At 55.8% G+C, this 13,483-nt stretch carries 11 protein-coding genes and 1 pseudogene; 2 read left to right on the forward strand and 10 right to left on the reverse strand.

Annotation, left to right across the window (positions count from 1 at the left end):
* Positions 1-718 (forward strand): hypothetical protein (locus G1E_RS28675; RefSeq protein ID WP_176516805.1); only part of this gene is annotated, 718 nt, incomplete at its 5' end.
* Between the two features lie 259 nt (positions 719-977).
* Here the strand turns inward: G1E_RS28675 and G1E_RS27510 are convergent.
* From G1E_RS27510 to G1E_RS11445, 6 genes and pseudogenes are all read right to left on the reverse strand, one after another.
* Positions 978-1,346 (reverse strand): annotated as a pseudogene (locus G1E_RS27510) (transposase); the annotation flags it as partial.
* A 223-nt stretch (positions 1,347-1,569) separates the two neighbouring features.
* Positions 1,570-3,810 (reverse strand): DEAD/DEAH box helicase, encoded by a 2,241-nt coding sequence (locus tag G1E_RS11425; protein WP_033690117.1) that lies wholly within the window; start codon positions 3,808-3,810, stop codon positions 1,570-1,572.
* On the reverse strand, positions 3,785-5,080 hold the full coding sequence (locus G1E_RS11430) for an ATP-binding protein (protein WP_009681866.1): 1,296 nt from the start codon (positions 5,078-5,080) through the stop codon (positions 3,785-3,787). The genes G1E_RS11425 and G1E_RS11430 overlap by 26 nt, the downstream gene beginning before the upstream one ends.
* On the reverse strand, positions 5,077-7,497 hold the full coding sequence (locus tag G1E_RS11435) for a TerB N-terminal domain-containing protein (protein WP_009681867.1): 2,421 nt from the start codon (positions 7,495-7,497) through the stop codon (positions 5,077-5,079). Before G1E_RS11435 ends, G1E_RS11430 begins: the two co-directional genes overlap by 4 nt.
* 122 nt (positions 7,498-7,619) lie before the next feature.
* Positions 7,620-8,381: an NAD-dependent deacylase gene (locus tag G1E_RS11440; protein WP_033690120.1), complete on the reverse strand. Its 762-nt coding sequence runs from the start codon at positions 8,379-8,381 to the stop codon at positions 7,620-7,622.
* Positions 8,382-8,531: 150 nt separating this feature from the next.
* On the reverse strand, positions 8,532-8,993 hold the full coding sequence (locus tag G1E_RS11445) for a hypothetical protein (protein WP_172828431.1): 462 nt from the start codon (positions 8,991-8,993) through the stop codon (positions 8,532-8,534).
* A 142-nt stretch (positions 8,994-9,135) separates the two neighbouring features.
* On the opposite strand from G1E_RS11445, the gene G1E_RS11450 reads away from it, so the two are divergent.
* Positions 9,136-9,411: a helix-turn-helix domain-containing protein gene (locus G1E_RS11450; protein WP_016487079.1), complete on the forward strand. Its 276-nt coding sequence runs from the start codon at positions 9,136-9,138 to the stop codon at positions 9,409-9,411.
* Positions 9,412-9,762: 351 nt separating this feature from the next.
* Here G1E_RS11450 and G1E_RS11455 read toward each other — a convergent pair whose 3' ends face one another.
* From G1E_RS11455 to G1E_RS11470, 4 genes are all read right to left on the reverse strand, one after another.
* Positions 9,763-10,203, reverse strand: a complete 441-nt coding sequence (locus G1E_RS11455; protein WP_009681872.1) for a hypothetical protein — start codon at positions 10,201-10,203, stop codon at positions 9,763-9,765.
* Positions 10,204-10,321: 118 nt separating this feature from the next.
* Positions 10,322-10,633, reverse strand: a complete 312-nt coding sequence (locus G1E_RS11460; RefSeq protein ID WP_009681873.1) for a hypothetical protein — start codon at positions 10,631-10,633, stop codon at positions 10,322-10,324.
* A gap of 73 nt (positions 10,634-10,706) precedes the next feature.
* Positions 10,707-11,987 (reverse strand): site-specific integrase, encoded by a 1,281-nt coding sequence (locus G1E_RS11465; protein ID WP_047149825.1) that lies wholly within the window; start codon positions 11,985-11,987, stop codon positions 10,707-10,709.
* 861 nt (positions 11,988-12,848) lie between these two features.
* The gene (locus G1E_RS11470; RefSeq protein WP_009681505.1) at positions 12,849-13,424 is read right to left on the reverse strand and encodes a hypothetical protein; all 576 of its coding nucleotides are present in this window, start codon (positions 13,422-13,424) and stop codon (positions 12,849-12,851) included.
* Between the last annotated feature and the right edge of the window lie 59 nt (positions 13,425-13,483).

Consider the following 13,483-nt stretch of genomic DNA (forward strand, 5'->3'; position numbering starts at 1 on the left):
GAAACCAGGGGCGATTCAGATCGCCAATAACCAGGAGATCACATTCCCGGACTATCTAGCTCGGTTTGCTCCGTTCAGCAATGAGTCCAAGCTCAAGACTTGGTTGATCAAACAAGGTTTTGAGGTCGTTTCAATACCTAAAAACACCGTATTTTCAGAGCTCTACAGCATCATGGAACGGGCGTATGCCAATTCCCTGTCTCATGGTAAAACGCCTTTGCTGATTGAGCATGATGCTATTCAGGTCTCCGTGCTCAGTAGCGAATTTGAAAAGGGCGAAAAATCTATTTTCGTGACAGCAGATCGGCGGCTAAAAAATGTGTTGGTTAACACAAAATATCATGATTCTGCTGAACTCATGATTAGCCACGTCGGCTTGATACAGTTTATTGAAGTAATGCTTGGAGGGATTCAGCAAGGCGTCGGTCTCGCGCAGCTGATATGGAGCTCCAAAGTTTCGGAGCGGGCGCATGCTGTGCGATCTTATTTCACGTCCAAAGCGTTGCAGCAATACGACGCAAGCATGTTAATGACGATGCCCGAAATCATCGATAAATTTGCTGACTTCGCGCATGCTGAGTTGGATAAGGCTGGCGAGAACTTAGACATTGACGATCCGACTAAGCGGGTCAAGGCCTTTAAGGCTCTGGGTATACTCGAAAAGCGATATTTTGAGAGTATGAAAGCCGCGATGAAAAATGTGGATCAAGCTGAATGAAACCCCTTTGTAATCGGCCTGAATGACCGCCATTGGCAGATTGTTGCCCTTCGTGAAGGGCAGCTTCGGGTCGGGAGGTGCCCTCTAGGTAGGGCAATCGGTGGCAGCAGCAGGGCGGTACTGACCCATATCAATATCCACGCCGCAAAGGCGTCAGTAAGCGCTTCGGCTGCCACGGTAGTGGCGTGAGCCAGCGAGTCCGCCCCAACGGCACTCCCAAGGCCAGATAACGTTCGCTTATCAGACCTAATATGAGTGGGTTCCAGTCGCCCAAGAAGTTGCGCGCGTGTTCGCCAGCGCGACTTGGGCTAAAGTCGAGCGTCAAGATCGACGTAGTGCTGTAGGACCAGACGTAGGCCCGATGGGCTTTCTTTTCGCCCGGCGCAAGCATTTGCACGGGCGTTTCATCAGCTTGAATCACGCTCTGCTTCAGCACAGGTTCACTCAGCGCATCGACCAGCGGCCGGAATTGCACGTCAGTTTGCCCAACCCACTGGGCTATGGTCGAGAAAGCGATTGCCAGCTCGATGCGGCCAAAAATTTTCTCCTACCGGTACAGCGGCAAGTGATCGGCAAACTTGGCCACCATTACGTGGACCAGCAAGCCTGGAGTCGGGATACTTGCGTCGGGTCTTTGCTACAGGCTGGAAGTGTCCGTCAGGGGCCAAAACAGCAGGCACAAAAAAACCACCCAGGAGGTGGCTTTTATGTGCTTTCGCATATCCCAAGGCGAAATCAGCTACCGTGCTGACTCCTAACCAAGTGGTGTATGAAGAGATCGTAGATGATTTCGATTCATCCAACAAGGCCTAAATCCTAGGAGAGGAGACGCCATGGGCGCTAGCCTCGCCCTACGCCTCTTCGCCAAGAAGTCGTGCTGTTAAAACCGCGGCCTGGAGATCAAGATGGCTCGAGGCAAATGACTTCATTAGGAGCGAGCGGGGAAGGGCCCAATCCCATTTCTCTCGGATCATGTTTTCTACGCTCTCCAAGATGGGCTCTACATTTGAAATATCCATTTGACCGACCACGCGCAACGCTCGCAACGTATCCTCTTCACTGAATGCAACTTCCAGGAAGAGCCCTGTGTTTTCACAGTGAATGCCCACATGCCGGAGCAGCAAGGCCAGCGCATCGTTGGTGTAGTCCCCTCGCCAGGTCGCCACGTAGCTGACACTGGCGGAGCCAACAATTGCCGTGCTACCCAATCCGAGGGCACGGAAGTTACTCCGAGCCTCCTCCAGAAGGACTTGAGCGTGCTTGTCCAGGAAAGGACAGGGGGTGGTTTCCATCAGCACGTTTCGCATTTCAAGCCTGACGCGATCATCCACCTGCGCACCTAGCCCATCAAACTGAGGGGGCTCGCCGCCCCGCGCCGGCGTGACTACGATCATCTTCGCTTCCAGGTCGACACTCTGAACCTGCCAACGTCTGCCGCCGAAAATGATGCGTTGCCCCTTGGTCAGGGGTTTGCTGACGGGCAGCGAGCCAAGTGGCTTGCCATCCCTGAGTAAACGAAACTCTTCATCGCTCGTGAATGCAGTGTAGAACTCATAATGGTTGATCAATCGCTCCCCGAGTTCGCCTGGCAGCAGAAGTCCTGAGCTGTCCTGGACGATCAGCTCTTTCTCACCCATACCTTTCAGCAAAGACAGAAAATCAGGCTTGGTGACGCTCGCAAAACTGCCGCTTGCTATGAGATTTCCCCATAATTGCGCTGCCGAGGCACCGCCGAGCTGAGCAATTGACGACAAGCACTGCTGCACCAGTGTCGAGGCGTGCAAGCCTCCCGACCGAGGTGGTTCAAACCATCCACCGATCAGCAAGCGGATCATAGCGACCGTTTGGACAAGGCCCTCACGCAACTGATCGGAGAGATCAGACTGATCCGTTAAGGGGCGCTCTCGGCAGTACGCCCTGAGCATTGCAGGCTCACCGGGTCGACGACCCGAGCGGCCAAGCCGTTGCCTGAGACTTGCCACAGAGGGTGGGGAACCGATCTGTGCGACCGTCCGGATGTTACCGATGTCGATACCCAGCTCCAAGGTAGTAGTGCATACGGCAGAAGCAGGAGGATCTCCCGCCTTCAACGCGCGCTCGGCATCCTGGCGCAGTTCCTTGGACAAGCTACCGTGGTGCGGCCAGAACTCGTTTGGCACGCCATCGTTATCGCACAGTGAGCGCAGTCGGTCGGCAAACCATTCAACCTCTTGGCGCCTGTTGGGGAAGATCAGGTTGTTGTGCCCTCTCAGCACCTTGTACAGATGGCCTGCAATTGCCACCTTGGTGCCAGAGGTCTCCTCCTGTTCGTCGCCTTCATCTGTTGACGATTTCCCAGGGTATTCCGCCACCACCTGTTGCATCGGCTGTTCAAGGTAGCCGCGGACTTGCACCTGGAGTTCTTGGTTAGAGGATTTCGACTCAATGATGGTGATGTCATCCGGGCGAACCGGCCTCAGAAACTTCCGGGCCAGCGACATCTCCCCAAGCGTCGCGGAAAGTCCTACGCGAGGCAGCGCCCTGCCTACGACGATCTCAACCCGTTCCATGAGCGATTGCAGTTGCTTACCGCGCTCACTGCCAATGAAGGCATGAAGCTCATCGATGACGATGTAGCGCAGGTTCTGAAAAGCCCCGGGCAAACTTGAGCCCCTGTTTACGAAGAGGGCTTCGAGGGACTCCGGCGTGATCAGCAAGATGCCCTCAGGCGATTTCAGGAACCGTTGTTTCTTGCTTGCTGCCACATCACCATGCCAGGCAACGACGGGGAGCTCTAGCCGCTCGCACAGCCGGCTGAGCCTGTCCCATTGGTCATTGATCAGTGCCTTGAGTGGGCTGATATATAGCACTGCGCCGGCGGGCTCGCGGTCGTTGAGCAGGTTGGTCAGGATAGGGAGGAATGCGGCCTCCGTTTTGCCTGCTGCGGTAGACGCTGCAATGATCACATCGCGATCAGCGCCCACCAACGCTGGTACCGCCCACTCTTGGGCATCACGTAACGACGTCCACCCCTGTGACCAGACCCATTGCTGAACCTCGGGATGAAGACGCTCAAACGAAGAAGAGTCAGAGCTTGAAGCTGGCGAGCTCATCGTCGGCCTCAACTTCAAGATCCTGTTGGCCAGCCTCATCCTTGGCCAGTTCCACCGCGCCCAGCAAGGTGCGCCAGTCCGCTGTAGGGTTCTGCTCGATGACCGCGAGCAGGTTGATGAAAGCGGTAATGGTCGTGCGCGGCGTCCGGAAATAGGCCTCGCCCAAGCGCTGGTTGCAGTGCGCCATAAACGCTGGGATGGCTTCGTCCGGCAGCAAGAACTTCTCAGCTTCGCCGAAGGCATAGACATTGCGCAGCTTCTGCAGCAGCACGTAGAAGTCTTCAGGGGTCAGGCTGCTGAGCCGAATGACAGGCCCAGAAAGGTCAACCAGTCCAGACTTCGCAAAGCTGTTTTCTGCGAGACGCGATTGCAGGGCAGGGTAGCTGTAGAGCCCCCGACGCGTGTCCATCAGAAACTCTGGCGTGCCGCCCAGCACAAAGCCCAGGCCTTCAGCCGAGCCCTGCAACGAATCATTGAGGATCCGAAGAATCTGTTCGTAGTTGGCATTCCGGGCCTGAGTGTTCGCCAGTTTGTACAGGTTGACTAACTCATCCAGGCACACCATCAGTCCGCCGAAGCCAGCCAGACGCACGAACCGCGACAGCAATTTCAATTGATCGTAAACGGAGGCATCGTCGACGATCGTGCGGACGCCTAGCGCAGCGCGGGCATCGGTCTTGGTGGAAAATTCCCCGCGCAGCCAGCGGATGGCATCAGCCTTAAGCTGTTCATTGCCTTCCTCGAAACCGCGGCAATAGGCAGCAATGACGTCGGCAAAGTCATAACCGTTGACCATTTCGGTGAGCTCCGCCAGGTACTCACGAATGACGACCTCGCTCTCAACACCTTTAGCCTTGGCTTCCGTTTTAGCCTGGGAAATGAATTTCTCAACGATACCCTGGAGCGCGCCGCCATCGGGTTTGGTGCGCGTGGCCATGTTCTTGGCCAGTTCGGAGTAAAGGGATCGCGCCTGACCACCCGAAGCATGAAGACGACGGTCCGGATTCAAATCAGCGTGCATGGTGACGAGCTTGCGCTCCATTGCGATGCCGCGAACCAGGTTGAGGAAGAAGGTTTTACCCGCGCCATACTCGCCAACGACGACGCGGAATGCGGAGCCGCCATCTGCGAGACGATCCACATCCTTGAGCAGCGAGTCGAGTTCACCCGCCCGACCTACCTGGATCAGGTGCTGCCCTACACGGGGCACAACACCCGCACGCAGCGATTGAATGACCGCGTCGCGATCCTTGGCTCGTATCTTACTCATAGGGCTAATTCATCCAGAATTTCGGGGTTGATTTCGATGGGATCATCGCCTTCAGTCACGGGCATGTCGAACAGCTCAAATGCTGTGTCGTTGATCCGTTCCAGGGCGCCATCCAGCATCAATTCCATATCACTGGCTGCGTCTTCCAGCTCAGCGCGGCTCCATTCAGTCCGAGAAACCAACAGGCGGAGGAAGGCAGAATGCTCGACGTCCAAACCATGAACGGTAGCAAGCTGTTCGGCGCTACTGCCCTCCTGATCTTGAAGCGTTTCTGGTGCCGAGGCGCCAGATGTTTCGGGGGGAGACTCTTCATTGAAGACGCTGGCCAGAAGCGCCGACACCTCTGCCGTTTCTTGTTGCAGACGAGCGACCTTGCTCATGTCCAGTGCGAAGCCTGAACCCATGCCTTCTGACGCCTCCGTCGCAGTCGCCGGCGCGACAGTCGAAGGCATTGCCTCCATGACCTGGGAAGGGCGAACGGCTGCACTATGGAGATCGCTGTAGACGAACTGCGGATCGAGAGCGAGCGATTTGTACACGCGCTCAAGCAGCTTCACTTCCTGCGGCGTCACCTCGCCATCCGCATGTGCCAGGTGGGCCAGGAAGCTGGCAATTTTCCGTTTGGCCTCGAGGGTCAAGGGCTCAAGCTTCTTCTTGAGGCTTGCCAGCGTGGGCGGTTGCTTCAGCTGAATTTGGAGGTGCGCTTTCAGGCGTTTGCGATGCGCGATGCAGAGGTGATCCCACGAGTCAATGTGGCCTGAGAGCAGACTTACTTCTTCAAGCGAGGTGTCACCGTCTGCTGCAGCGACTGCACTGGCCAGGTCTAACGTCACTGCTGCGGCGCTGTAGGCATCGGTAGAGCGAAGCGTGCCTTCGTCAGAGTCCGCCGCGAACAGCGCGATGGTGTCTTCAGACTTGGGGGTGCGGCTGCCAGACAGGACGTCGGGTTCCAATCCGATCCGCTTGCTCTCCAACGCCCGGGCAAGGGCGATCACTTTGTCACGGGAAAGCGCGCCGGCCGATTTGAATCGACCTGCCAGCTCTCCGAAACTCATGCAGATGGTTTCGCCCCCGACGCGTTGCTCCAACTGTTCGAGCTCTGCTTTTGCCTCAATAGGCCAGAGTTCGGTTGGCAACTGCAGGATGGCTTCCAGGCTATCTCCGGCGTCTGGATTACGCCCTAGGTACCGACTGAAAGCGTCGAGTACGGAGGTGCAGTCCTCGACAATGACCTGCAGCTTGTTACGCGTTCCTGAGGTCGCCGCGACATCAGGAAGGTCACCTACGGCTACTGCCGGAATATTCAATCCGGCAGTAGCGGGTCGATAGGCGACCTTCAGCTTGGTCTTGTTCTGAGGCAGCACAATGCCGCTGGGATAGCGCTTCGCGAATTCGTGTTTGAAGAGCGCTGCGAATTGCTCGGGACACCGCGTCACAGGTGTGCGCCTGGAGATGTTGGGCTCTGCAAGCGCCCAGGCCAATGCCCAGCTCGAATTAAGCGGATACTTGTCCACGGCCATCTGTCCCAGCGCAACGCGCAGGGACATAGGTAGCTCATACCCATCTGCGGGGCTGGCGCCGGGCTCGCTTAGGTAGCTCTGAGGCTGAACAGCGCCCGCGTCGATATGGGCGAGGAAACGGGTAGCGTAACCGCGGAAAGAATTGTTATCGCCGTAAAGACCAAGTAAACGCTCGACCTCGGCCTTGATGGCCGGGATTTCTGCCTTGGCCTGAGGGTCGGTCGGTGCATCGATCAGCGCACGGCGTTCAAGCCCATAGAAAAACAGGAACACGTAACCCGCATCAGCAGGCTGGCGACGACCTCCTGCCAACCATTGCAGGTACGCTCGCCGCGCCTCGGGCGTGATGCTCCGGTAGCTTGGCCAGTACGGCATCTGTCGCTCGGTGAGGTTCATCGGTGAGCGCGCGACACGGAGCGTGGCGTCGATCAGGGACGGTTCAGTTTGGCCAAATTGAGTCGCCCGCTCGGTGATGTAAAGCAGTCCGCCGGGGATGGCCAACCCAGCCACGTTAACGGACTCATTTTCAGCCAGCCAACGAACCCCCGCGGGCTTGGCACTTGGCTTTGGAATGGCGTAACTCTGACTGTCGCTGGAGGAGCCGACCTGGACAGTATGGAAGTCTGGTTCGCGGGTACTGGTGCTGAACTGGACAGTGACACTGGGGGACGTTGCGTGTCGAGACACCGCAGCGATCTCGACAGAAAAGTCATCTTCAGGAACGTAAGGCTTTGCCCGGGTGGCACGTCTGACGGCCCATATCAATACGCCTATGCCCAAGACGACCCCAATGGCAATCCACACCTGTTTAGGGATCTGTGCCAAGAGGGCAATAACAAATAACAGGGCGTACAGAGCGATCGACCCGCCGCCGCTCCCTTTGCGCTTCCGTGGCATATGAGTGTTCCGTACATTTGGTAATGGCCAAATGACATTCTCACGGATTTTTTAAGGCCCGCCAAGTGGAACAGACGAAGGGAGAGCTTGGACGAAATAAACACTGGCAGCGCTGCGATAACTCAGTCGTTCAGCGCCAGAGCAACCAGATCGGGCAGTATTTTCTCAGCGGGGCCAATCAGCATGATCTCTTTCGGCCCATTCATGGATACATCTAGGGTATTGACGTGTATCACCACTGCACCAGACGCCAACGCCATTTCTGGTAAGTCAGCAGCGGGCCGGACCACGCCGGAAGTCCCGATAGAAAGCATGACATTACACTGTCGTGCTGTTCGACTGGCGGTTTTCCATGCGCCTGGCGGAAGATCCTCACCAAACCACACCACAGCTGGACGTAAGCGACCGTTGCACCGTCGGCAGCGGGGCGGTTCTATCAATGCGCCTTCCGCTGGAAAGCTCGGAAATTCAAGCGATCCCGCGACAGAGCGATGACAGCTGAAACACTTGGGAAGCGTCAGGCTGCCATGGAGATGAAGCACGTCCTGATTGCCCGCCCGCTCGTGCAGATCATCAACATTCTGAGTAACCACAGTGACACTCCGACCGCTGCCAGATAACCGGTGGATCGCCTGATGTGCCGCATTGGGCAGAGCTTGCATGACCTGCTGGCGACGCCATAGGTACCAGCCCCAAACCAGCGCCGGGTTTTCGCGAAATGCCTTCGCGGTTTCTAACCGTTGAGGGTCTTGGCGCTCCCACAACCCGGTTAGTCGGTCACGAAAAGTCGGAATGCCGCTGCCGGCAGAAACGCCAGCGCCGGTAAACACCATGATATGTTGCGCATCCCGCAATGCGTCTGCGGCTTTTGCTAGGGTGTCCATGAGTACTCATCTTCCTAACGTGGGGCAGGGAAGGCTGCCAGGAGAGCGGCCGCGGGTGGCATCGGATCAGTGAACAACCAATTCGGGGGCCTCGCGCCGAAAAAACATGTGTGGACGCTTCACCGTTCAACGACGGTGTGCGTTCCTACATCAAAAGTGCGCGTACAACTGCGGTTCGTCAGCAGACTTAGGTTGAGGGGCCGCGCTGGTGATTCGCGCTTTCAGGTTTCGCGCTGAGTACAACGCGTGTGACCGTTTCCGCAGGCGTAAATCGAGGTCACCTAATTTGTAGGTGGCCACCGCAGTCTCGTAAATCACTGCGCTTTGCGAGGACTCAAGCCCACGGTGAATCACAATCTTACGAAGCTCTTCCAGACTCCAGTGCGGACGTCCGGTGATGGAAGGAGGGCATAGCATTTGTACCTGCGCGATCTCGACGCCCGTTGCCTGGGACAGGAAGACGTTGAGTTCGTAGGCATCTTCAACCACAGCTGCTCGCTCGCTCTCACCGTTGAAAAGCGGCCGCAAGGTTACCCAAAAGCACATCCCTTCAATTTCACAATAGGAACCCGTACGGACAGTACGGGTGTGAGATTCGGACAAATAGATCAAAACGGGCTCCACTGAGCGCTGCATACCCCTAGGCGACCAGTCACCAGTGCTGGAAAACTCAAATTATCCCACAATGAACACTATAGATTGTAGCCCTATCGTGTTCGATAGCGCTTCATCATTCCTTTTATGAGGAATGATGATGGAAATCCGTGAATCCCTGGGTGAGGCACTGCGGCGCATGCGCATTTCGCACGATCTGACCCAGGAAGATTTCGCCGTAGTCAGTAGTCGAACCTACGTAAGCTCCCTCGAACGAGGACTCAAGTCGCCGACCATCCAAAAAATTGAAGAGCTGGCCGGCCGCATGGGTGTCCACCCACTCAGCCTCATCGTATCTGCGTATCTTATCCAAGACCCGGAGGTGAGCTTCGACGGGCTGATCAAACAGGTGAAAAAAGAGGCGCTCAAGCCTTGACCGTCGATTCAGCGCCCAAAATGAGCGCTATAGTGTTCATGTCGTCCTGGATCGACTACCATCGCTGCTCACTGAAACCCGCTTCGGGGAGCAGCGTAGCTATGCGTAGATCATTCCATGGCTAAGGTGGCCCCTTCTACATCCAAAATGCCTATGGCCACCGCCGCTGCTCCCCGTTTTTCAATTGGCCTGTACAGGACACCGTGTCGAGAATCGTGGAAGATTCCTGACTAGCACTGCCGAAGACTGCCGGCCGGAAGCCTGAATGGAGGAGGGCGTCGCTAAATAAAGCGGTTTTGTCTCTTGGGTATAGCGAGCGAGGCGCGGCGATGGGCCTAGCTACGAGCAGCGCTAACCATGCAAGGCCCCATCTATCTCGTACTGTGCGGCTTGAACCACCGCGTCGGGGTCGGACGATATGATGTCCTTCGGCAGCTTACCGCCCAAATACGAATTGGATGATTCGAACCATAACGCCATGCCCCAGCCATTCAGCCTGGTGGCCAGCACAGCGATGACGCGCTGTATTCCCCGGGCCGCAATGGCCAAGGCGCATGCATCGATGGCAAAACGTGGAAAGTACTCCACGCCCTCGTAGTTGATAGAGAAGATTGCACCGTCTAAATACCGGCCAGGAGCGCCGGCGCTGAGTTGCTCTGCTAACTCCGGCAGCAGCGCATTTAGCTCAGGCCAGGTCAGCCAATCTCCGCTGGCCATGACTCTGGATTGTGCCTTGGACTGGAAAATCGCCTCTCGACCGGCAACATTCCTCGCCTTTCGAATTTCGCTCATCTGCGAGACCCTCCTTAAGAATTAGGGGGTAGGGGATGCCAGCAGCCAGTTCTGAGCTGCCCGCTGAGAGATAGACCACCACTAATTCGGATCCACCGGCTGACTAATGGTCGACCAGTCAACGGCGGCCCGCGTCCTGGAAGTAGTCGTCCTGGGCGACCAAGCCCAAATCACCGCTCTCAGCCTTCGGCTCATCACTGAACAGCTGTTGAACACGTCGCTCTTGCTTCACGTACGCCAGGGTCTGGAAAAAGCAGTGCTCACAGAGGTGTACCTCGAATCGCTGGCCGTCGTGTTCGCTGCCATACCCCCAGTGGGCTTGTAGGGTTCCATACTGATAAATGCCCGCAGCCAGGCGCGTAGAATTCCCGCAGACGTCACACATGATATCGGTTATGCACTCAATCTCGACCAGCCCGGTAATTTTCACTGTGAATTCCTAGAAAATGGATTCGTGCCATGTTGGAGGGCAGGCTGGCGATCGGCGACCAAGTGATTCGAGTTCAACCGCGGTCACGCATGCCAATGCGCTTGACCGAATGTGCGCGCTCCTGATCATGCGAGTGATAATAGGTGTTCTGGGTCGTACTGAGGTTGCTGTGACGCAAGTCTTCCTGCAGGTCCTTAGGATTTCGCAGCGGCGCGTCAAAGGTGGCCGAGGTGTGACGTAGCCAGTGCGCAGACGCACAGCGCAGACTTTCCATCTCGTGGTTCGCGCGGCCTTCGCTGCGCATCTTCTCTACGGCTTTATCAAACACGGTTTGGAGGAGGGCGCGGATCTGTCGATCAGACAAACCGGCGCGGCCGTTGAGCGTCGTGATCAGAGGCGTAGTTTCTCCTGGATGAGGTAACTCGGGAAGTCCCAGGAATCGCCGATAACGTTTCAAATAGCGCTCTACGTAGATATCCCGCACGGCAATCTTCGCCGCCTTGTTGCCTTTACCCACCGCGAAGTACCACCAATTGCCTTCATCATCCAAGCGGAAGTCACCCATTGTGGGTTTCCAGTTTTTACGACCGGAGAGATCTGAAACCCGCAGGTACATGGCGAACAGCGTAGCAACAATAAATAATGTTCGCTCATGCCGCTCCGGTTCGGCGTTCGCCATTGCTTCAACGGTATCCAGCACAAAGTCCCACTGCAACGGCGTAAGTGCCCGCGAAGAAGTAACTCCCAGCGCTTCCGTGGAGAATCGATTGCCTTTTTTAAGGAGCCGAAAGGGGTTCGTCTGAGCAAAGCCATCTTCAACAAGAAACTCATAGAAGCGACTGCAGACCGTATACACCTGATTCAACGTGCCATTCGCAGCATGATACTCCGGGGTGCTGGGAGTTTCTGCAGCGATCACTTTGCGGGACTTGCTATTAAACGGATGCCATTTGGGGTTGGGGATGTAGGCCTCGCGGGCATCGAGCGCGTGCGGGTTACTGACGAACCGGCTGCGGGTCACCGGACCCATCCAGTCATCTGGCGGGTTTCGACAGAAGTTCAGATAGTCTTGGGCATCCTGGCGTTTGAGTTGATTCAGCGGTTTGCCTTGGACCAGCAGCGCCCACAGCAGTAAGCGCTCGGTATGACTGCGGTACGAGTTGAACGTCTGGGCGTTGTCGGAAAAGGCGCGCAGAAACGAACGTACCGCGGCGTAGCCGCGGTCAGCCTCCAGTGCGGCGTTACACTCGCCCAGAAAGGCGCCGACGCAGGCCAGCGGTGAGCCGTGCAAACTGAAGTCCTGCTCGATGAAGTTATCGTGGGTTTCGAACAAGGGTTGGGGTGCGCGCGCCATGAAGTACCAGCCAGAATTTTGAATACAATAGACTTCCAGTTATGACAGTAATCGGAAGTTTCAACCTTTTGCGAAGAAAAAGCGTCGAATGACTGATGGTAACGACAAGCCTAGCTAGGCGCAACATGAGAGTGCCGTGACTGGATCAATGACAGATGTCTTGCGCGCTCCTTCAGGTTCAGGCAAATGCGCTCATCAAGCGCTCTTAAATTTGGATACTTCCCTATACTCCCTAACTGATATAAAAGCTGCACAAACATCCTTAAAGCCATACTTGAACGCAGCAGCGGTGCTGGTGGAAAGTCGCCTCATTACTTCCAAGGCGTGGGAAAGTCGCCTTATTGATTCCAAAACCTGGGAAAGTCGCCTCAATCTGTTGCACGAGCGCGGGAGAGTCGCCTCAATCTTGCATTCTGAAGGGAGGATTTTTCGTCGATTCACGACGCTTACTCCGAAGAGTGGGAAAAACTCCTCATTAATTGCCAACGCTAAAAGGTTTAGGAATCGATGTCTGACTCAAAAAATTGGGCACTTTGGCTTCAGATGATGAGGCTGAGCAGCACAGATGTCGCTTTAATTCGCAGGGCATTGCCTTAATGGTCGATTTTATTCAATCAGATCAATGGGTTAAGCATGACTAATGATGAGTCGCCTCATTTAGCGATAGCCTCAAACGCTAGAGAGAGACCTTTTTGTACAAAGATTCACTTCAGCGTACTTTGTTTTAAAGAATGGCCGCAAAATCTCAGGGAGCGCCAACTGGCCCGCTTATGACATAGTATTCTATTTAACATAATATGCATTATGCGCACCTTCGTATGGAGCTGCCGGGGCCGAGGGTGGACAGATTTGAAGCCAGGCTCACGATGGCTCAGGCTCCTTTCCCGCTTTGGGCTGGAAATCAGCCGGCGTCATTCCATAGCAAACGATGAACAAATCGCGGCAGCCTTGCTCGCGGTACCACATCACAACGCGCTCAATCATCTGGCCCAAAATGTAGACTAGCGTGTCGTCATATCCGCCCGGCGAGCTTGCTTCGTACGGATAGCGAGCGCTTGTGAAAACGTTCCGATAACGCTTGATCCATTCTTCCTCCTGGTCGAATCGAAGTCGCGAACGGATATCAGCAGGCACCGCGTAAAAAAGCGTGAGCAGATCGTGCTTGTCAGCTCGATTCCGATCAGCTGCAACCTTGCCAATACGCTGCAGCTCACGGTGTGCATCTCTAATGAGCGTGGGCTCCAGGTCATACGTTTCATTGACCTGGCCATGGTGGCCATCGGGCACGGCAACAAAGCTTTTAAGCAGAGTTTCCATGCCAATTGCTGCATTTATTTGGGCAATTGCCATCATGTCGTGACCGGTAAGCAGGTGCTTTGCAGCCTCGCAATAGCGGTACGCGCTTTCAACCATCCAGGGTGTGAGATGCGGTTGCATCAAGATTCTCCAAGAGCAGCGGCCCAGGAATTGAGCTTTCCCTGGTTCAGCAGATGAGC

This window comes from Pseudomonas sp. TJI-51 (assembly GCF_000190455.2).
GTDB lineage: Bacteria > Pseudomonadota > Gammaproteobacteria > Pseudomonadales > Pseudomonadaceae > Aquipseudomonas > Aquipseudomonas juntendi.